This is a genomic window from Cereibacter changlensis JA139, assembly GCF_003034985.1.
Lineage (GTDB): Bacteria > Pseudomonadota > Alphaproteobacteria > Rhodobacterales > Rhodobacteraceae > Cereibacter > Cereibacter changlensis.
On the sequence record NZ_PZKG01000006.1, the window covers coordinates 51558 to 71754 of the forward strand.

General features: G+C 65.2%; 19 protein-coding genes and 3 pseudogenes. 12 read left to right on the forward strand and 10 right to left on the reverse strand.

Annotated elements, in window-relative coordinates:
• Positions 1-55: 55 nt before the first annotated feature.
• The 7 genes from C5F48_RS02530 to dctP form a co-directional block, all read right to left on the reverse strand.
• A complete protein-coding gene (locus C5F48_RS02530) occupies positions 56-646 on the reverse strand; it encodes a histidine phosphatase family protein (RefSeq protein ID WP_107662336.1) in 591 nt (196 codons plus the stop codon).
• A gap of 159 nt (positions 647-805) precedes the next feature.
• Complete coding sequence (locus tag C5F48_RS02535; protein ID WP_107662337.1) at positions 806-2686, reverse strand: bifunctional sugar phosphate isomerase/epimerase/4-hydroxyphenylpyruvate dioxygenase family protein; 1881 nt, start codon at positions 2684-2686, stop codon at positions 806-808.
• 4 nt (positions 2687-2690) lie between these two features.
• On the reverse strand, positions 2691-3527 hold the full coding sequence (locus C5F48_RS02540) for a shikimate dehydrogenase family protein (protein ID WP_107662338.1): 837 nt from the start codon (positions 3525-3527) through the stop codon (positions 2691-2693).
• A 37-nt stretch (positions 3528-3564) separates the two neighbouring features.
• Positions 3565-4002 (reverse strand): type II 3-dehydroquinate dehydratase, encoded by a 438-nt coding sequence (locus C5F48_RS02545; RefSeq protein WP_107662355.1) that lies wholly within the window; start codon positions 4000-4002, stop codon positions 3565-3567.
• A 16-nt stretch (positions 4003-4018) separates the two neighbouring features.
• Positions 4019-5320, reverse strand: a complete 1302-nt coding sequence (locus tag C5F48_RS02550) for a TRAP transporter large permease (protein WP_107662339.1) — start codon at positions 5318-5320, stop codon at positions 4019-4021.
• Positions 5317-5829 (reverse strand): TRAP transporter small permease, encoded by a 513-nt coding sequence (locus C5F48_RS02555; protein WP_107662340.1) that lies wholly within the window; start codon positions 5827-5829, stop codon positions 5317-5319. Before C5F48_RS02555 ends, C5F48_RS02550 begins: the two co-directional genes overlap by 4 nt.
• A gap of 72 nt (positions 5830-5901) precedes the next feature.
• Entirely contained in the window at positions 5902-6894 is a 993-nt protein-coding gene (gene dctP, locus C5F48_RS02560; RefSeq protein ID WP_107662341.1) for a TRAP transporter substrate-binding protein DctP, read from the reverse strand.
• Positions 6895-7082: 188 nt separating this feature from the next.
• Here dctP and C5F48_RS02565 point away from each other — a divergent pair, with 188 nt between their 5' ends.
• From C5F48_RS02565 to C5F48_RS02580, 3 genes and pseudogenes are all read left to right on the forward strand, one after another.
• The gene (locus C5F48_RS02565; RefSeq protein WP_107662342.1) at positions 7083-7766 is read left to right on the forward strand and encodes a GntR family transcriptional regulator; all 684 of its coding nucleotides are present in this window, start codon (positions 7083-7085) and stop codon (positions 7764-7766) included.
• Positions 7763-8470 carry a GntR family transcriptional regulator gene (locus C5F48_RS02570; protein ID WP_107662343.1) on the forward strand — a complete coding sequence of 236 codons (708 nt, stop codon included), beginning with the start codon at positions 7763-7765 and terminating at the stop codon, positions 8468-8470. The genes C5F48_RS02565 and C5F48_RS02570 overlap by 4 nt, the downstream gene beginning before the upstream one ends.
• 256 nt (positions 8471-8726) lie before the next feature.
• Positions 8727-9268, forward strand: a pseudogene (locus C5F48_RS02580) (IS3 family transposase); the annotation flags it as partial.
• Here C5F48_RS02580 and C5F48_RS02585 read toward each other — a convergent pair.
• Positions 9209-10210, reverse strand: a pseudogene (locus C5F48_RS02585) (IS481 family transposase). The pseudogenes C5F48_RS02580 and C5F48_RS02585 sit on opposite strands and share 60 nt — an antisense overlap.
• 342 nt (positions 10211-10552) lie before the next feature.
• On the opposite strand from C5F48_RS02585, the pseudogene C5F48_RS02595 reads away from it, so the two are divergent.
• A pseudogene (locus C5F48_RS02595) lies at positions 10553-10906 on the forward strand (IS5 family transposase); the annotation flags it as partial.
• 83 nt (positions 10907-10989) lie between these two features.
• Here the strand turns inward: C5F48_RS02595 and C5F48_RS02600 are convergent.
• On the reverse strand, positions 10990-11658 hold the full coding sequence (locus C5F48_RS02600) for a TetR/AcrR family transcriptional regulator (RefSeq protein ID WP_211314684.1): 669 nt from the start codon (positions 11656-11658) through the stop codon (positions 10990-10992).
• A gap of 157 nt (positions 11659-11815) precedes the next feature.
• On the opposite strand from C5F48_RS02600, the gene C5F48_RS02605 reads away from it, so the two are divergent.
• From C5F48_RS02605 to C5F48_RS25955, 8 genes are all read left to right on the forward strand, one after another.
• Positions 11816-12694, forward strand: a complete 879-nt coding sequence (locus tag C5F48_RS02605; RefSeq protein ID WP_107662345.1) for an FAD binding domain-containing protein — start codon at positions 11816-11818, stop codon at positions 12692-12694.
• On the forward strand, positions 12691-13173 hold the full coding sequence (locus C5F48_RS02610; protein ID WP_107662346.1) for a (2Fe-2S)-binding protein: 483 nt from the start codon (positions 12691-12693) through the stop codon (positions 13171-13173). The genes C5F48_RS02605 and C5F48_RS02610 overlap by 4 nt, the downstream gene beginning before the upstream one ends.
• Complete coding sequence (locus C5F48_RS02615; protein WP_107662347.1) at positions 13170-15530, forward strand: xanthine dehydrogenase family protein molybdopterin-binding subunit; 2361 nt, start codon at positions 13170-13172, stop codon at positions 15528-15530. Before C5F48_RS02610 ends, C5F48_RS02615 begins: the two co-directional genes overlap by 4 nt.
• A 12-nt stretch (positions 15531-15542) precedes the next feature.
• Positions 15543-16001, forward strand: a complete 459-nt coding sequence (locus C5F48_RS02620) for an SRPBCC family protein (RefSeq protein ID WP_107662348.1) — start codon at positions 15543-15545, stop codon at positions 15999-16001.
• A 57-nt stretch (positions 16002-16058) separates the two neighbouring features.
• Positions 16059-17132, forward strand: a complete 1074-nt coding sequence (locus tag C5F48_RS02625; RefSeq protein WP_107662349.1) for a C4-dicarboxylate TRAP transporter substrate-binding protein — start codon at positions 16059-16061, stop codon at positions 17130-17132.
• An 18-nt stretch (positions 17133-17150) separates the two neighbouring features.
• Positions 17151-17705: a TRAP transporter small permease subunit gene (locus tag C5F48_RS02630; protein ID WP_107662350.1), complete on the forward strand. Its 555-nt coding sequence runs from the start codon at positions 17151-17153 to the stop codon at positions 17703-17705.
• 1 nt (position 17706) lies between these two features.
• Positions 17707-19029 (forward strand): TRAP transporter large permease, encoded by a 1323-nt coding sequence (locus C5F48_RS02635; RefSeq protein WP_107662351.1) that lies wholly within the window; start codon positions 17707-17709, stop codon positions 19027-19029.
• A gap of 131 nt (positions 19030-19160) precedes the next feature.
• Positions 19161-19586: a hypothetical protein gene (locus C5F48_RS25955; RefSeq protein ID WP_245941517.1), complete on the forward strand. Its 426-nt coding sequence runs from the start codon at positions 19161-19163 to the stop codon at positions 19584-19586.
• Positions 19587-19813: 227 nt separating this feature from the next.
• On the opposite strand, the gene C5F48_RS02640 is transcribed toward C5F48_RS25955, so the two are convergent.
• On the reverse strand, positions 19814-20068 hold the full coding sequence (locus C5F48_RS02640) for a DUF982 domain-containing protein (RefSeq protein ID WP_107662352.1): 255 nt from the start codon (positions 20066-20068) through the stop codon (positions 19814-19816).
• Between the last annotated feature and the right edge of the window lie 129 nt (positions 20069-20197).

Below are 20197 nucleotides of genomic sequence, written 5' to 3' on the forward strand. Positions count from 1 at the left end.
GAGCGAGCGGCGGGCCGTTGCCGGCCGGAGGACGCAAGGACAAGCCGTCGGCGTCTCAGTCCGGCGCGTCGAGCGACAGCCCGCCCGGTGTGACGTTCAGCGCCTCGAGCCGGGCAAGGCCGTTGCGGAAGCCGAGCACGGTGAGGCTGGCCGGTCCCACGGGCAGGATATGCCGCGGGGCGAGCCCGACCAGCCGGTCCAGGAGCGCCCGGATCACGCCGCCGTGGCAGACCATCAGCACGGTGGCCTGCCCCTCCGCCTGCGCCTCGTCCACGGCGCGGCCGGTCCGGGCGCTGAACGCGGCCCAGGACTCGCCGCCCTCCGGCACGTGGCTGCCCTCGCGCCAGCCCTGGTAGGGGCCCGGGTCCAGCGCGTCGATGCTCTCGCCGGTCCAGTCGCCGACCGAGATCTCGCGCAACAGCGGCTGCAGCCGCGCCTTGGGATGGCCCAGTAGCACCGCGCTCCGCCGGGCGCGCTGCAGGTCGGAGGTCAGCACCAGATCCGGCGCCAGCCGGGCGACCAGCGGGGCCAGCGCCCGCACCTGATCCTGCCCCCGCTCCGACAGCGGGATGTCGGCCTGGCCCTGCAGCCGGCGTGTGGCGTTCCAGACGCTTTCCCCGTGGCGGACGAGCAGCAGTCGTTTCATGGCAGGCGGTTTCCTTTCGGGTCGAAGATCGCGGCGGGCGCGCTCGCGGCTAATAACCGTAGCGGCTGATGTCATGCTGTGCCGTCTAAGGCACGGCAGCGCTTCCGGGGACGCGGCAGAACATGCATGCCCCCGCCTCACTAACAGTTCCTTTGCTCATCACTCGCGGGGCAACCCCGCTGGGCGCGCCGCGCGCCGCTGGGCGGCGATGCGGAACGGGGCATTCGGCGCGCCGTAGCCCGCATAGCGGCCGCGCCGCTCCACCACCTCGAAGAACATGCCGTCGGCGCGGCTGGTGCTGTAGAGCTGGAAGAACTCGCCCTCCGCATCGCGGTCATACAGGATGCTGCCGTCCCGCAGCCGCTGCGACAGCTCCGGCTCCAGCCCGAAGCGCGCGTCGAGGTCGTCGTAGTAGTTGGCCCCGATGCGCAGGATCGGAAAGCCGGAGGCCGCCAGCCGTGCCGCGGTGCCGAAGATGTCGTCTGTGGCGAAGGCGATGTGCTGGACCGACGCGCCGAGGCTTTCGGAGATGAAGCGCCCGGCCAGGGTGCGCCGGGTCTCGGCCCCGTTCAGCGTCACCCGCAGCGCGCCGCTTTCAACCGCCTGACTGCGCACCAGTCCGCCCGGATCGACGACATCCACCATGGCCGATCGGGAGGCGTCGAAGATCGACGTGTAGAACAACGCCCAGCTGAGCATCTCGTCATGCGCCATCGTCTGCGCGATGTGATCGACCCGCAACAGGCCCGCCGCCCCCAGCGTCTCGGTGGGGTGGTTGAAGTCCACTTCCCAGATGCTGCCCAGATCTGTTTCCCGATCGAGAAATCGCAGCATGCTGGTTCCTACGCCAGCGATGGCGGGGATGGACAACTCGCCTGGCCCGGTCGTCTGCTCATGGACCTCGGCCCCAAGCGCCACGGCGCGGGCGAAGCTGGCGGCGGCATCGGGCATGGTGAGGCCGATCTCGGTGACGCTGGTGCCGCGGCTGACATAGGCCGAATGGGCGAAGCCGCTGGTCTCGCAGTTCACCAGCAGGTTGATCCTGCCCTGCCGCCATAGCGTGACCGCCTTCGAGACATGATGACCGGCCTTTACGAAACCGGTGGCGGCCAGAAGCGCCTCCAGTTCGGGAACCTCGTCCGGACCGGTCGAAAACTCGATAAATTCCACTGCATCGACGGCTGCCGGCGGTGGAAATGCCTGCAGGCCCACCGGTAGAGCAGGCTCCGCACGTCGCACGCGGTCCATCAGGTCGACCAGCGAGCGATGGCCGTCCGCCGCCACCAGACGGGGCAGCCCGCCCCGGAACTGGTCGTTGAATATCTCCAGCGACAGCGGCCCGGCATAACCTGTCGCCATCACTGCGCGCATGAAGCCCACGACATCGAGATCGCCCTCGCCCGGCATGTTGCGGAAGTGGCGGGACCAGTAGAGCAGGTCCATCCCGATCAGCGGCGCGTCGGCCAGCTGAACGAAGAAGATGCGGTCGCCGGGGATGCGCCGGATCGTCTCGGGGTCGAGGCCCCGACCCAGAGTGTGAAAACTGTCGAGTATCAGCCCGGCGTTCGGGTGGTCGGCGCGGCGCACCACCTCCCAGGCGTCGCGGTGATCGTTGAAGTGCCGGCCCCAGGCCAGCGCCTCGAAACCCACCCGCAGGCCGCGTTCGGCGGCAATTTCGCCCAGCTCGCGGAAATCGGCCGCCGCGCGGTCTACCCCGCCCGTGCTTTCCGGATGGACCGAGGAGCAGACCAGCATCAGGTCGGTGCCCAGTTCGGCCATCAGGTCGAACTTGCGCCGGGCGCGCGAGAAGGCGCGGGCGCGATGCGGTTCGGGCAGGCATTCGAAGTCGCGGAATGGCTGGAACAGGGTGATCTCCAGCCCGTGATCGCGCACCATCCGACCCACTTGCCGCGGGCTGCCGTCCCAGGCGATGAAATCCTGCTCGAAGATTTCGATACCATCGAAGCCCGCCTCGGCGATCGCCGCCAGCTTTTCGCGGAAGTTGCCCGAGATCGAGACGGTCGCGATCGAAGTTTTCATGGCATCACTCCGGTTGCAGCAGATCGGCGCGCAGCCGGTCCTGATCGAGCGGCAGGCCGGTGAAGATTGTCCAGGCGTCCGCCCCCTGGCCGATGAATAGCTCGTAACCCGAGATGACCGTCAGCCCCTCGGCGGCGGCATCCTGCAGGAAGGGCGTGTCGACCGGCGTGTAGACCGCGTCGAACACCCACTCCGATCCTGCCATGGTGGATAGGGGCAACGGCGTTCCGCCATGGCCGACCATGCCGATCGGCGTGCAGTTGATCAGGCCGGTCGCCCCGCGCGCCCAGTCCGCCGCATCGGCGCCCACCTCTGTCTTCAGTCTCGGCGAGAGAGCGCGGAGCGCCGTGGCCAGAGCCTGAGCCCGCGGCAGATCCCGGTCGACGATGCGGATGTCGGTCGCGCCGAGCGCCAGCAAGCCGAAGGCCACCGCCTTACCGACCCCGCCCGCCCCGATCAGGCAGACCGTTCCGGTAGCCTCGTTGCTGCGGATATGGCGGTAGGCGGCGACGAAACCGCTGTGGTCGGTGTTGTAGCCGCGCGGCCCGTCCTCGTCGAAGGTCACCGTGTTGACCGCGCCGATGGCGCGCACCAAGGGATCGTCGATCCTGACCTTGCGGACCACCCGCTCCTTGTAGGGATAGGTGACATTCACGCCGCGGTAACCCGAGGTTGCGACATGGCTGAACAGGGCGTCGAAGTCCTTGCCATGCTCGAGCGGGACCAGCCTGTCGTAGGTCACGGATCGGCCGTTCTGCAACCCCGCCAACCGATGCAGCCGGGGAGACTGCGAGGCAGCGATGTTGTCACCGATCAGTCCGAGGCGGATGGTCTGCTGCATTTCGGAAGCGCCAGCAGGAGAAGCGCGCCCTGACATTTCAGACGGCCTCCCCGATCAGGTCGCGCATGGCGCGCACTGCGGTCGGGTAGCCCCGTGGGCCAAGGCCGGCGATGACGGCAGTGGCGACCTTCGACATCAGCGAATTGTGGTAGACGGCCTCGCGCTGATGGATATTGGAGATGTGCAGTTCGATGATCGGGCCGGAAAACATCTTCAGCGCGTCCATGATCGGCACCGAGGTGAAGGTGAGCCCGGCCGGGTTGATGATGATGCCGCGAGCACTGCCCTCTATCGCCTCGTGGATCCAATCGATGAGCTGGTGCTCGGCATTGGTCTGGCGAAATTCCACGGAAAGATCGCCGGCAGCGTCGCGTGACCAGGCCTCGACCTCGGCAAGGGTGGTGTGGCCGTATATCTCCGGCTCACGCTTGCCCAAGCGGTTCAGGTTCGGGCCGTTCAGGATGTAGAGGGTCATGTCATGTGCCAGAGATTCACGCGCCATAGCCGGCCTGCCGGGGCAGCCAGAGGACGATTTCGGGGAAGAAGGTGATGAGGCCGAGGCAGACAACCATCCAGAACAGGAAGGGAAGGCTGTCACGGATTATCAGTTTCGTCGGCGCGCCGGATATGTTGGCCATGATGAACAGCAAGAGCCCGTAAGGCGGCGTCACCAGTCCCAGCATGATGTTCACCACCACGACGACCCCGAAATGCACGAGATCGATGCCAAGCGCATTGGCCGTGGGGATCAGCACCGGGACGATGATGAGAAGGATGGTCGTTCCTTCCAGCAGGCAACCGAGCACCAGCAGGATCACGTTGACCAGCAGCAGGAACTGGATGGGGCTCAGATCCCAGCCCTGCAGCAGGCTGCTCAGCGCATTCGGGATGTTCTCGATGGTGACCACGTAGTTGAAGACCAAGGCCCCGCCGATCATCATGCCGATCGAGGCCGATGTCTTGGCGCTGATCAGCAGCGCAGCATAGCCTTCGCGCCACCCGAGGCTGCGGTAAAAGAGCACCGAGACCAGCACGGCATAGGCTGCAGCTAGGGCGGCCGCCTCGGTTGGCGTCGTGACGCCCGAATAGATGCAGCCGAGCAAGATGACAGGCATCATCAGCGTCGGCAGCGCCTGCCAGGTGATGCGGGGGATTTCGCGCAGCGGCACCGGAGGCTCGACCGGAAAATTCTTGCGCCGCGCATCCCAGCCCACCTGGACCATCAGCAGGCTGGCCATCAGCAGCCCGGGCGCCATCCCGGCGATGAAGAGGTAGCCGATGGAGGCATCGGAGACGAGGGCGTAGATCACCATGGGGATTGACGGAGGGATGATCGGGCCGATCACCGACGTCACCGCCGTCAGGGCGGCCGCATAGCTGGGCGTGTAGCGGTTATTGGCGGTCATCATGTTCTGCATCATCCGTCCCGAGCCGGCGGCGTCGGCGATGGCCGACCCCGACATGCCGGCGAAGATGATGCTCTGCACGATGTTGATCTGGGCCAGCCCGCCCCTGAACCTGCCTACGAGGACGTTGCAGAACCGCAGCAGCCGCTCGGTCATCGAACCGGAGTTCATGATCTCGGCGGCGAGGATGAACAGCGGCACGGCAAGGATGATATAGTTGAAATACATCCCGTTCAGGAACTGCTCGGCTGCCGTGCCCATGTCGAGCCCGGACATCCAGAGGTAGAAGATCGAACCGCAGATCATCGACAGACCGATCGGCAGGCCGAGAAGCGCAAGGGCGGTCATCGCCGTGATGCACAGCGAAAACGGACTGGTCAGGGTCATACGCCGGAACTCGCCTTGACGGGATCGAAGGCATCCGGGCCCCCGCCAAACACCGCCCGCCACCCGATCCACAGGTGACGGATGATCATGACGACCGCGAAGAGGACGTAGATGCTGAACAGGGCGTCGAAGCGGATGCCGAGATAGGCGGACTTCTGCACCTTCATGAAGGTCACGTAATCCCAGGTGGCGGGAAGCGAGAGGCCGAAAAGGGCAACCACCGCAAGCGCGGTGACGAAGCCCATGGCGCGCCGCAGCCGCGGACCCACGGCGCCGTAGATCAGATCGAAGCGCATCTCCTCATTGTCTCTCACCGCGAAGCAGGCGCCGAACAGCACCAGCCAAATCCACAGCACCGCACTGAGCTCATAGGTCCAGCCGAGCGGAAAGTTCAGCAGATAACGCGCCACGATCTGCAGCAGGAATGCGACGAACATCACCAGCAGCATGAGCGCGGCGATGTTCTCGGCCCGGCGGCGAATCGCCCCGAGCAGGGTGACGAATGTCATGTGACCTCCAAGGATGGTCCTGGGTCCGGCAAGCCCTCGCCATGCCGCGGAAGACGGGACGAGGGCGACCGCTCAGAGCGCGGAAATCCGCTCGACGATGTTCTCCGGCCAGGACTTCGCCAGATCGCTTTCCAGATAGGCCTTCTGCACGTGGCTCCGGAACGCCTCCACGTCGGGTTCGTAGACATCCAGACCGCGTTCGGCGAAGCTCTTGGCAAGCTTCATCTCCTGCTCGACGTGCTGCTGAGCGCTCCAGTCGATGGCGCTGTCCGCCGTGGTCTGCACCAAGGTCTGCTGCTCGGCGCTCAGACCGTCCCAGACCGGCTTAGCCATCGTCAGAAGATCGAAGGCGATGAGATGCGAGGTCATGACGATCTGCTTCATCACTTCGTAGAACTTCATGTTCTCGACGTTCGGCAGGGGATTGTCCTGACCGTCGATCGCGCCGGTCTGCAGCCCTGTGTAGACCTCGGCATAGGCCATCGGCGTCGGATTGGCCCCGAGCGCCGAGCCGAGGAACTGCCAGGCCTCGCCGCCAGGCATCCGCAGGTTGATCCCCGCCAGATCGGCCGGCGTGCTGATCTTGCCCTCCGACCGCAGGCCCACCTGGCGCGTCCCGTAGAACGTCGGCCCAAGGATCTTGATGCCGAGCTGCTCCTCGGCCAGCGTCTTCATCTCCGTCCCGATGTCGCTGGCAAAGAAGCTGTGCAGATGGGCGGCGTCACGGAACAGATAGCCGGAGGTCAGCGCCGACCATGCCGGGATCTGGTTCGAGACATCCTGAGGCGCGATGTTGCCCATCTCTAGGTTTCCGCGCTGCAGGGCCACCAGTTCGGTTCCCTGCTTGAACAGCGTGCCGCCGTAGTAGGGCTCGAAGGCGAAATCGCCGCCGATGGCGCTGGCGAATTTCTTGGCCATCTCGGCACGGATGTCCTGATCCGAGAAAACGGCCGAAAACCGGAGCTTGATCGGGTCCGCCGCCCAAGCCAGCCGCGAAAGAAACGGCGTGGCAAGCGTAGCGCCACCGAGCGCGGCAAAGCCGCGCCGCGTGATTGTTGTCGACATGAATTTCCTCCCTGATGCGGCGAACAAGCCCTCCCCGGCCCGCCTCCTTGCGGAAGGTTGCCAGCTGACAACTCATAAATCAACGACTGATTCGTGTTTCCTGTGACGTTTCGCGATATGTCCTATGTCACGCCAGTATCACCTTGATCATCGCGCGCGATTGGGCTGGAATATGCTGGGAGGATCTCATGAACGCTACGGCTCAACTTTCCGAGACGGCCGGTGAGGCTGCCTTTCGTCAGCTTCGCCAGGACATCATCTTCGGTCACCTGCCCCCTCGGCGAAAGCTGCGGCTCGAGAAGCTGAGTCAGGAGTATGATGCCAGTGTGACCACACTGCGCGAGGTGCTTGCGCGTCTCGCCTCGGAAGGTCTGATCGTGTTCGAAGCCCAGAAAGGCTTTGAGGTGGCCCCGGTCTCTGCCGCAGATCTTCAAGAGATCGCCGAACTGCGGAGCCTACTGGAATGTCACGCTCTGGCCTTGTCCTTCGACGCAGGCGACCTGGAATGGGAAGCGCGGGTCGTCGGGGCGCATCACAAGCTGTCGCGGATGGAGAAGCGGATGCTGTCGGGAGACCGCTCAGTCACCCTGGATTGGAAGTCTTATGACCGGGAGTTCCATGTGGCGCTGATATCGGCTTGCGGCTCCGCGGAACTTCTGGCGGCCCACCGAAGGATCTTCGACCGCTTTCTCAGGTATCAGATGCTCCTTGTCATGTTCCGCGGCGACACCGCCGCAGCCGAGCATGACTCGCTGCTTGCCGCCGCCCTGCAACGCGACACGGCGGAGGCGCAGACCATCCTTGGCCGCCATATCGGCGCCTGCATCGACTATACGGTCCAGAAGGGCCTCCTCGGCGTGGGGACAGCATGAGCGACCTGTCGGCAATTGTTGCACGGGGGACCGTCGGCGCAAGCGTCTACCAGCAGCTGCGCAGCGACATCATTATGGGCCGATTGCGGCCCGGCCAACGCCTTCGGCTGGAACAGCTCAAGGAAGACTATGCCACCGGTGCCAGCACGCTGCGCGAAGCGCTCTCGCGGCTGACGGCCGACGGCTTCGCCTTGGCCGAGGGGCAGCGCGGCTTTGCCGTGGCTCCCCTGTCGGCCGCAGGGCTGCACGAAATCGCCGCGCTGAGGTTGCTGATCGAAGAGCACGCGCTCGCCCGCAGTTTCGCCTTGGGCTCCCTGGACTGGGAAGCGCATGTCATCGCGGCGCAGCACCGGTTGGATTCCCACGAAGAGCGCCTGGAAGCAGGAGACACATCGGACATCAACGCCTGGCGGCAAAGCGACTGGCGCTTCCATCAGGCGCTGATTTCCGCCTGTGGATCAACAGTGCTGATGAACACGCATGCCGAGGTCTTCGACAAGTATCTCCGCTACCAGATGATTGCCCTAGCCTTTCGACCGGCGGCGTCGCGCCCCGAGCATCGAGCCTTGAAGGAAGCCGCATTGGCGCGGGATGCTGACAGGGCGATCACTCTGCTCCGCCACCATATCGCCGCAGGAGTGGAGCAGGCGCTCGCCCGTGGAATTTTCCGTGATAACGCAGGTAATGTAGCAGAGATCCAATAACATAATGTCCCAGCAGAGGCCGCTGGTCTTGCCCGATCCCGCGCCGGCGATCACTAGCAGTGGCGGGCGACGCCGCAGGATGCGGCCGTCCTTGATTGCCACGATCCGGTCGCTACAGGCCGAAGCCATGTTGATGTCATGCAACACCACGACCACGGTTCTGCTGAGCTCGCGCGCGGCCCTGCCGATCAAGGTCATCATGCCGACGGCGTGGCGGCTGTCGAGGTGTTCGGCGGCTCGTCCAGCAGGATGTCGGCCAAACCAGAAGTGGCTGGCCGATTTCACCTCCATCTGGACCGGTGAGGGCTGGCTTTATGTCGCTGTCATGCTGGACCTGTTTTCTCGGCGCGCGGATGGCTGGTCCATGAAGGCCGACCGGGATGCGTCACTGGTCATGGATGCGCTGATGATGGCGGTCTGGCGACGTGGAAAGGCCGACGCGCTTCTCCATCATTCCGATCAGGGGTCGCCCAATACACAAGCGAGCAGTTCCAGCGGCTTCTGGCCGACAATGGGATCACCTGCTCGATGAGCCGTGCGGGTAACGTCTGGGATAATTCCGCAATGGAGAGCTTCTTCTCAACGCTGAAGACAGAACGGACGGCCCGCAAAGTCTACCGGACCCGCAACGAAGCGCGTGCCGACGTCTTCGATTACATCGAGCGCTTCTACAACCCGCGCAGGCGGCATTCGAAATTAGGCTACATCAGCCCGATGGAGTTCGAAGCTCGCGCTATGCTAGGTGTTCAGTCCCGGCATCTGGTGGATCGGATCAAGGATGAATCGATCCGGGTCTGATGTCCAGATTTTGCAGATGTACTCGTAGGGCGTGAGGCCGCCGAGTGTCTTCAGCCGGCGGGCGAAGTTGTAGGCTGCCAGGAAGTCGGCGAGGTGTGTTCGCAGCTGGTCGTGGTTCTCGTAATGGAAGCGCTTGACGGTCGCGTCCTTGATCGTTCGGTTCATCCGCTCGACCTGGCCGTTGGTCCACGGGTGGTTGGGTTTGGTCAGTCTGTGCTTGATGCCGTTCGCTTCGCAGATCATGTCGAAGCGCATGGGCCGGGAGTAGATGGTGTTCCGGTTCCGGGGCTGCTCTGCGAACTGAATGCCGTTATCCGTGAGAATGGTGTGGATCTGATAGGGCACGGCTTCGAGCAAGTGCTCGAGGAACTCCCAGGCCGTCTTTCTGTCAGCTTTGGCAACGAGTTGAGTGACGGCGAACTTGGATGTCCGGTCGATTCCGACAAAGAGAAAGAGTTTGCCCTCGGCAGTCTGCACCTCGGCGATATCGACGTGAAGGAACCCGATGGGGTAGCGCTTGAACTTCTGCCGCTGGGGCTTTTCACCCTCGACATCCGGCAGCCGCGAGATGCCATGGCGCTGAAGACAGCGGTGCAGCGCCGAACGGGTCAGGTGCGGGATCGACGGCTGCAGGGCATAGAGGCAATCATCGAGCGGAAGCAGCGTATGGCGCCGGAACGCTACGACCGCCGCCTCTTCGGCCTCGGTCAGGACGGTGGACCGCGGTTCCGACGGCCCGGTCTTCATGTCTTCGACTGTCGCCCGCTTGCGCCACTTCGCCACCGTCTTGGGGTTCGTCGGGTAAACGATCCACTGGATCGTTTACTGACCCTCCTCACTGCCCAGCTCCCGGCTCAGCTGCGCGAGCGAAGCTTGCGATCGCTGTATTGCAGCTCTGACGGCGTGCGTGGTCGTGGCGCTCCCGTGACGAACTTGTCCCATAGTGCTTCCTTCCATTCCTTCGAAAGGATCTCACCATCAAACCGTGGGATCAAACAGTCTGCACAAACGTATCCGGCATGTCGGCGCGGCAGCCGCTGCCAAGATGGAGATCCGCACGTCCCGATCCTCATAAAGGGGCCGGCCTCGCTGGGCCATTTTTCGCCGGAGGTCTTCGGCACGCCGTTCGACTGTCAGGCCATCTTCCTCTCACCACTCGCAGCTTGTCGCGCCCGGCCGCGGTCCGGTCGGGTGCGTGTTCCTCATCCTGCGGCCGACGGCGCCGGGGCGTAGGTCCCGCCGTGGCGCAGAAGCGCCCAGACGGTGCGGGCCATCTTTGCTGCAAGGGAGATCACGCCGGGGCAGGATTCCGACTACACCGGATATGATCTGGTGATGGCAGACAACCTGCCACAGCCCGCCGTTCTGGTCGCTGACAGGGGCTATGACTCTGATAAAGTTCGGGAAGACATCGAGCGCCGCAACGCGCTGCCCATGATCCCCATGCGAAAGAACCGCAAGGTGCGCAAGGCGGTCGACATGACGATCTATACGCTGCGCAACATGGTCGAGCGCTGCTTCAACAAGTTGAAGAACAGCCGTCGCCTGGCAACCCGTTACGACAAAACCGCAGACAGTTTCCTCGGCTTCATAGACATCGCCTGCATCAGGCTCTGGCTCCGCCATTCGTCAACATGACCTAGCCTTGATCTGGTCGGGCGGCTGAATGGCCATTCGTCGGCAGCTTTCCCAAGTGCAGGCTCTCCGAACTGGCGGGGCCGCTAAAAAAGCGGGGTCGCCTCGGCTTGGTCGTCAGCCCTCAGTAGAGACGGGATGCCCCCCATGAAGGCGCGCACTGTCCGCGTCACGGCGCCCTCCACCGGGTCCGGCACCTCGGTGGCGTAGATGAACTTGCGGATTGCCATGTAGAACACCCCGCCGTGCAGACCCCAGAACAGCTCTTCTTCAGCTTCGGTCGGCTCGCGCTCGGGCAGGTCGAGGTCGTGACGCAGTTCCCTCACCGCTGGCCGGATGATGCGGCTCAGGATGATGTCGAGGTAGCGTTGCGGCAGGCTGTAGGATTTCAGGCCGGAGGAAATGAAGATCCGCACCCATTCATATTCGAAGACGCAGTCGACGTAGTCCCGGTAGAAGCGGATCAGCCTCTCCTCCAGCGGCAGTGAGCGGTCAAGGATCAGCGCCTCCCACTCGCTGCGCCAGCGGCTGGTGTAGACGTGCTGGTAGACCCGCTCGATCAGCGCCTCCTTGCTGTCGAAATGCCGGTAGATCACCGCATGAGACACCCCCAGCCGCTTGGCCAGTTCACGGGTCTGGCCCTCGAAGCCGTTCTCCGCGAAGAAACGCACCGCCGCCTCGAGGATCTGCTTCTCGCGATCTTCCCATCGCATGTTCTTGCGGCGGGGAGCCGGCGCCGACACCTGATCGTCCATCGGATCACTCCTCAAAATCGACGAGAGAATAGCCGCCAGACAAGATGTGACCAAGTGGTCATTTATATCTTGCGCGGAATCGCCGCTCCTGCCATTTGTAACCAAGTGGTCAGAAGTTGGGTTGAGGAGCCCGTGCTGACCGGAGGACGGGGAAGAGATGAAGCCGCCACCTTTCGATTATCAGCTTGCGGACTCTGTGTCGCAGGCGCTGGACCTGTATGCCCGGTCGGAGGGCGATGCGCTCTGGCTGGCCGGGGGGCACAGCATCGTGCCGTCGCTGGCGCTCAGGCTGCAGGCCCCTTCGCTGCTGATCGACATCTCGCGCCTGCCGGAGCTTATGGGGATTACGCTGACCGAGGAGGGGCTGCGGATCGGTGCTCTGGCGACCCATGCGCAGATTCTCTCAGACCCGCTGGTGCGCACCCATGCGCCGCTTCTCTCCGAGGCCGCCGCCCATGTCGCCCACCCGGCGATCCGCAACCGGGCGACCTTCGGCGGCAATCTGGTGCTGGCCGATCCGGCTTCGGAATTTCCCGCCGTGGTGCGCTGTCTCGATGCCGTGTTCGACATCGTCGGACCGGAGGGCGCGCGGCAGGTCGGGGTGGAGGACTTCTTCCTCGATCTCTTCACTACGGCGCTGGAACCGGGAGAGATCCTGCGCTCGGTGCTGATCCCGCCCGCGCCCGCCAGCCTGCGCTGCGGCTTTGACGAGCTGGCGCGGCGGCATGGCGACTTTGCCATGGTTGGCGCCGCCGTCTGGCTGGTCGTGGCCGAGGGTGTGACCACCGAAGCGCGGATCTGCTTCCACTCCGTCGGTCCCACGCCGATGCGCGCCACCCTCGTCGAGGAGGCGCTGCGCGGCCGGCCGCTGGCGGCCGATGAGATCAACGCGGCCCAGGCGGTGCTGGGGAATGACCTCGATCCGGCGGACGATGTGACCCTGCCCGGGGCGACGCGGCTGCATCTGGCCCGCGTGCTGCTGGGCCGGATCCTGCACCGCCTTGCCGGACAGACAGCCATGGAGACTGCCGCATGACGCTTCCGCTTCACCTGACCGTCAATGGCCAGTCCGTGGCCGAGCATGTCGAGCCGCGCACCAGTCTTGCCGACTTTCTCCGCGACCGGCTGCGGCTGACTGGAACGCATCTGGGCTGCGAGATGGGGGTCTGCGGAGCCTGTCTGGTCTTGCTAGACGGAAAGCCAGTGCATGGCTGTCTCGTGCTGGCGGTGCAGGCTGCGGGGTCGGAGGTGCAGACCATCGAGGGATTGGCGGAAAGCGGCGCCTTGGCGGATCTGCAGAGGGCTTTCCACGAGCGCAATGCGCTGCAGTGCGGCTATTGCACGCCCGGGATGCTGATCACCGCGCACAGCCTGCTCGAGACCACGCCCGCGCCGGATCGCGGCGAAATCCGCACCGCGCTCTCGGGCAACTTCTGCCGCTGCACCGGCTATGAATCCATCGTCGATGCCATCGCCGTGACCATCGAGCGCCGCGCTGAGGGGGCAGGGGCATGAGCGACCGTCCTGCCCACATCGGCCAGCCGCATCTGCGCCACAACGCTCTGCGCCATCTGGCCGGGCGCGGCGCCTATGTCAGCGACCTGCAGCTGCCGCGCATGCTGCATGCGGCCTTCCTGCGCAGCCCGATGGCGCATGGCCTGATCACCGCGCTCGACGTCGAGGAGGCGCGGACGGCACCCGGGGTCGTCGCCGTCTTCACCGCGGCAGAGCTGAATGCGCGCTGCAAGAGCTGGACCAGCGGGCTGGGCCATTTCGCCGGCATGGTCAGCGTGCCGCAGAACATCCTTGCCGAGCGCGAGGTGCTCTGGGCCGGGCATCCGGTGGCGATGGTGGTGGCGCGCAGCCGGGCCGAGGCGGAGGATGCCTGCGAGCGCATCCTGCTGGACCTCGACGAGCTGGAGCCGGTCTCGGGCGTAGACGAGGTGCTGCTGCCGGGCGCTCCGCTGGCGGCGGATGGGCTGGAGAGCAACCTGTGCTTCCGCACCGAGCTGAAGACCGAAGGCGTGGCCCAGGCCTTTGCGCGCGCCGCGCATGTGGTCGAGGGCGACTATGCCTTCGGCCGGCACACGCCGGTGACGCTGGAGCCGCGCGCGGTGGTGGCGGATTACACCCCGTCGAGCGGGCAGCTGACGGTGCATCACGGCACGCAGACGCCCTACCAGTTTCAGGATATCTACGCCCGCCAGTTCGGCCTGCCCGACCACAAGGTGCGGGTGATCGCGCCGGATGTGGGCGGCAGCTTCGGCATGAAGCTGCATCTCTACAACGAGGAGATGGCGGCGGTGGCCGCCACGCTGATCCTGCACCGCCCGGTGCGCTTCGTCGCCGATCGGCTGGAGAGCTTCGTCAGCGACATCCATGCCCGCGAGCATCACGTCCGCGCCCGCATGGCGCTGGACGCAGACGGCACGATCCTCGCGATGGATGTGGAGGACCGTACCCCGATCGGCGCCTTCTCGGCCTATCCGCGCACCTCGGTGGTGGAGGGCAACCAGTCGATCCGACTGATGGGCGCCCCCTACCGTATGCCGGACTACCGGGGCGAGCTGAAGGTGCTGTTCCAGAACAAGGTGCAGGCAAGCCAATATCGCGCCGTCGGCCATCCGATCGCCTGTCAGGTGACCGAGGCTCTGGTGGATCAGGCAGCGGCGCTGCTGAACATCGACCCGTGGGAGATCAGGGCGCGCAACGTGGTGCCCGACGACGCCTACCCCTGCACCTCGCCCACCGGTTACCAGTTCGAGAAACTCTCGCACGAAAAGTCGCTGCGCCTGCTGCGCGAGATGATCGACTATGACGGGCTGCGGCGCGACCAGGCGGAGCTGCGCAATGCGGGCATCCATCGCGGCATCGGGCTGGCTACCTTCGTCGAGATCACCAATCCGGGCGCGGCCTTCTATGGCGTCGGCGGCGCGCGGATCTCGGCGCAGGACGGGGCGGTGGTGCGGCTGACGCCCGGCGGCGAGGTGCATTGCGCGATCTCGGTCACTGAGCAGGGGCAGGGCACCGAGACCATCATGGCGCAGATCGTCGCGGACCAGCTGGGCGTGAACCCGGATCAGGTGAAGGTCACCACGGGTGATACCGATACGACCCCCTCGGGCGGGGCCGCCTGGGCCTGCCGCGGGGCGGGGATCGGCGGCGAGACCGCGCTGCGCGCCGGGCGCAAGCTTGCGCGTCGCATCGCCGAGATCGCGGGGGCGGTGCTGCAGGCCGATCCCGACACGCTGGCGCTGCGCGACGGGGCCGTGGTCGACGCGGCGACCGGAGTGGAGCGTCTGACGCTGGCCGAGGTGGGGCGCATCGCCACCTACCGCCCCGAGACGCTGCCCGCGGGCACTGACAACTCGTTGAGCGTGGCGCAGCATTTCGCGCCCACCGGCTACCCGTTCGGTTTCACCAACGGGGTGCAGGCCGCACTGGTCGAGGTTGACGTCGAGACCGGGATGGTGCGCCTGCTGAAGCACTGGGTCGTCGAGGATTGCGGCCGGATCATCAACCCGCTGCTGGTCGACGAGCAGATCCGCGGCGGCGTGGTGCAGGGGCTCGGCCCCGCTCTGTTCGAGGAATGTCTCTACGACGAGAACGGCCAGCTGCAGAACGGTTCGCTCGCCGACTATCTGGTGCCGATGGCCTGCGAGATGCCCGACATCATCATCGGCCATGTCGAGACCCCGACCGAAGACACGATCCTCGGCGCCAAGGGTGTGGGCGAGGCGGGGACCGCCGCCGCCGGAGCCGCCGTGATGAACGCCGTGAATGACGCCCTCTCGCCCTTCGGCGCGAGGCTGATGCAAACCCCGATGACCCCCGCACGCATCCTCGCCGCGCTCTGCGTCGGTCAGGGATGAGGAGAGACCGCCGTGGAACTGAACGGAACCCATGACTTGAGCCAGCCGCCGGAGGTGGTCTGGGCCGCCCTGTTCGAGCCCGAGGTGTTGAAAGCCGCCATCCCGGGTTGCGAGCAGCTGGAAAAGACCGGCGAGAGCGCCTTCGCCGCGACGGTGAAGCTGAAGATCGGCCCGGTCTCCGCGCGCTTCAAGGGCGATGTGGAGCTGTCGGAGATGACGCCGCCGCACTCGTGCCTCCTGTCGGGTAAGGGCTCGGGCGGGATCGCGGGCTTCGCCAAGGGCTCGGCCCGCGTGGAGCTCGTGGCGCAGGAGGGCGGCACGCGGCTGACCTATGTGGCCGATGCGGCGCTGGGGGGCAAGCTCGCCTCGCTCGGCAGCAGGCTGATCCAGTCCAGCGCCAACAAACTGGCGCAGGAATTCTTCACCAGTTTCAGCGCCGCGTTGAACGGCGTGGACGAAAACACCGAATGACGACGGCGGCTGACGGGCGGAGGACCCGGCAGCCGTGGCAATTCCAGGGAGGAAGCCATGATCAAGACCACCAGACGGACGTTCCTGACCGCATCCGGCAGCGCGCTTGCCCTGCCGTTCCTTGGCCGCCGCGTTGGCGCAACCGAGGTGATCGACATCCAGATCGGCTCCAGCCATCCGACCACCAACATCTGGGCCCATGCCATGCAGGCGGCGCTGCAGCCCGAGGTGGATCGGCTTCTGGCCGAGAAGGGCGCCTATTCGGTGCGCTGGCACGAGAACTACGGCGGCACGCTCTACAAGTTCACCGACACGCGGACCGCAGTGCGTGACGGGATCGTCGACATCGGCATGGTGGGCACGCTGTGGGAGGGGTCGGCGATGCCCCTGCAGAACATCACCTATTACACACCCTTCGCCAATGACGACCACATGGCGGTCATCGATATCTTCGATGGTCTGACCGAGACCCTGCCGGAACTGAAGGACAGCTGGACGGCGCAGAACATGCAGCACCTGTCCTCGCTGATAACCGACAGCTACGGCATCTACGCCAACTTCCCGATCACCTCGGTCGCCGATGTGGCCAACCGGCGGCTTTCTGCACCGGGAAGCTCGGCCAACTGGCTGGCGGGCACCGGCGCGACGCCGGTCGACGGCGCCTTGACCACCTATTACACCGATATCCAGACTGGTGTGTCTGAGGGCACGCTGTCCTTCGCGTCGGGCATCCAGCCCACCCGAGTCTACGAGGTGGCCCCGCATCTCGCACGGGTCGGCTTCGGCGCGATGTATTTCGGCGGGATCGCAGCGAACCTCGACTTCATGGCGCGCCTGCCGCCCGAGGTGGCCGAGGCCATTGTGACGGCAGGCAAGCATACTTCCTCGGCGCATGGCGCCTATGTCACCGAGCGCAGCAACGCCGCGCTGACCGAGATGCAGGCGGCCGGTCTGCAGACGGTCGATTTCGACGCGGCGGCGCGGACCGAATGGGCGGCCACGCTGCCCAGTATCGTGCAACCTTGGGTCGAGGCCAATGGCGAGCCGGGGCTGAAGGTGCTGCACGCCTATTTCGACGCGTTGGCCGCCCGGGGGCTGACGCCCGCGCGCGACTGGACTTCCGGTCTCTGAGCCTGAGAAGGGGCAATCATGGCCACTCCCTCCCACGCACCCGAAGGGCCCGGAAAGGTTCCGCCGTTCCGGCGGGGCCTTCAGGCGGTGCTCGACATCATGGGCGCTGCGGGCACCGTCTGGATCTTCGGGCTTATGCTGATGATCATGGCCGACGTCGCCGGGCGCAACCTGCTGCAAATGCCGGTGACCGGAGTGGCCGAGATCGCCTCGCGGTCGGTGGTGGCCATCGTCTTCCTCATGCTTCCGGCGGCGGCGCTGCGCGGCAACATGGTGCGGGCGGATTTTCTCGTCTCGCGGCTGAACCGTGTCGCTCCGGGCGTCATCCGCCTGTTGGAGTGGCTGTTCTGCCTCGCCGGGGTCGCCATCTTCGTGCTGATCGCCGTATCGGCCTGGCCCGACACCGCCGAGGCCTGGCGGACCCGCGAGTTCTTCGGCGTACAGGGGGTCTGGACGCTGCCGGTCTTTCCGTTCCGCCTGATCATCGTGGTCAGCGGGTTCGCCACGGCGCTCGCCCTCGCCATCGCACAGTTGATGCCCGTCGCGCAGACCGCGGCCCCGCTGGAGATCTGAGATGAGCAGCATCACTCTTGGCGGCCTGCTGGTCGGGCTGCTCCTCGTCCTGATTCTTCTGGGCATGCGCATCGCCATCGCGCTGATTTCGGTCGCCTTCCTTGGCGTCTGGCTACTGCGCGACAACTTCACGCTGGCGATGAAGCTGATGTCGATCGCCACCTACAACGGCGTGGCAAACTATCTCTTCGCCACCATCCCGCTCTTCGTGCTGATGGGCCAGTTGGTCAGCGTCTCCAATGTCGGCAAGGACACGTTCGAGGTGGCCGACGCACTCCTGCGCCGTGTCCTGGGCGGGTTGGGGATCGCTACGGTGGCGGCGAACACCGTCTTCGCCGCAGTCACCGGCGTATCCATAGCCTCGGCCGCGGTCTTCACCAAGGTCGCCGTGCCCGAAATGACCCATCACGGCTACCGCGCTTCCTTTGCAACCGGCGTGGTAGCCGGCAGCTCGATCCTCGGCATGCTGATCCCGCCGAGCCTTCTGCTGATCATCTACGGAGTGCTCGCCGAGGTCTCGATCGGCAAGATGTTCGTCGCCGGGCTGGTGCCGGGGGTGCTTCTCGCCGGAGGCTTCGTTGTGATGATCATGCTGGCTGCGCGCTTCAGGCCCGACATGGTCTTCGACGCCGAGCGGCTGCGCGAGAAGCGCCTCAGCATGGCCGAGCTGCCGCGGCTGACCAGCAGGCAGCTGCTGAGCAAGAGCCTGCCGATCCTGCTTCTGGTGGTGCTGGTGATCGGCGGGCTCTACAGCGGCTTCTTCACCCCCACCGAAGCGGGCGGAGTCGGCGCCTTCGCGGCGCTGATCGTGGCGCTGCTGCGCCGCAGCCTGACCGGCCGGAAGCTCTGGCAGGTGATGAAGGACACGGGCTCCGTGTCGGTAGGTATCCTGATCCTGCTGGTGGCGGCGAATTTCTATGGCCAGATGCTGGCGGTGGCGGGGGTTCCGGCGGCGATCAGCGATTTCGTGCGCGAGATCGGGCTGGGGCCGGTGGGCTTTCTCATCCTGCACATTGCCCTCGTACTGCTGATGGGCATGATCCTCGACAGCAGTTCGATCCTGCTGATCTTCGTGCCGATCTCCGCCCCGATCGCGCTGGCGCTCGGCTTCGATCTGATCCACTTCGGCATCCTCACGGTGATCGCGGTGGAGGTGGGGCTGCTGACGCCGCCCTTTGGCATCGCGATCTTCACCGTCCACGCCGCCCTAGCGGACCGGCGGGTGCCGCTGGAGGCGATCTTCGCCGGGGCGCTGCCCTTCGTCGCGATTATGCTGCTGCTGCTGGTGCTCCTCGCAGCCTTTCCGGGGCTAGTCGTTTACTGAGGTGGGAGAGGTTGCTGCGCGGAAGAGGCTCGCGTGGTCGAGGGTGCCGCCTTCAGCATCCTCAGGCGGAGGCGGCCTGATGGCAGCCGTCACCCATGTCTGCTCTGTCGACTATGTCGCCAGGATGCTGGGTGACGATCCCGAACTTCTCGAGGCCATCGTCTGCAACGACGACAACCTTGATCTATGGGTCGGTTCCCGTCCATGCCGGCCCCGACGAGACCATCACGGCCTTGGTCGATGATGACATCGGCGAGCTGAAAGACATGCTCAGGGACGCGGCTGAAGATTTCAAAGTAATCGGCAGGGTCGGCAGCGTGCCGCAACACCTCGCCAGTAGCGTCGTCAGATCGGCATGTGCTGTCGTTGCTGCCATCGGGATCTCCCTTGAGACGAGCCGCTCCCGCAGTTGCATTTTGGCCGAGGTTCACCGACGCGCCGAACGTCCGGCCGCGCGAACATGCCTACCGATGATCCCGCGCGGCATTTCCCGACGCGCGGACGATCGGGACAACGGACAGAAGAATGGCCGAGACCAGGACACCTATCGCTATTAGTCCAGAAGATGTCACCTCCACCTTGACGTGGAGTGTCGTAGGCTTGGTCTGAAAGCGAAGGACCGCGCGATTTCGGCGCTGCGGCGCCGGTCCTTTTGAAAGTGAAGTCATCGGTTCCTCGAAGCAAGTGATGATATGGGGGATGATCGCCAGACATATTCATTTCTCTCGCCCGTCGTCCATTCTGCCGCCTTCAGTCGAGTTCAACATCCACGCAGAAGATCGGTTCACGCCTCCACGCGGATCCCGGCATCATTGACAGCCGCAATGAACGCCTCTCTTGCCATCGTCGGCCCGATCTGACCGTGGATGCATCCGGAGCAGGCGTTAACGGCTTGCCAGACCGCGTTGGTCTTGCGGCCGGGCCATCTCTTGAGAAGGAACTCGATAGCCTGATCGACCGTGAGGATCGGCTCAGGTTCGGAAGTGTTCGGCACGTTGACGAGCACCGGTGTGCGCCAAAGAAGGCGATTCCAAGCCATATGTCCTCCGCTGGCAGGGTCAGCTCACAACCGGGCCGCGCCGCCTATGTTCCTGCTCCAGAGAGGCTCCGAACCAAAAACGGGAGTCGGTCACACTCCCACAGCGCGCCTGCTCGCGGACCGCCCTCA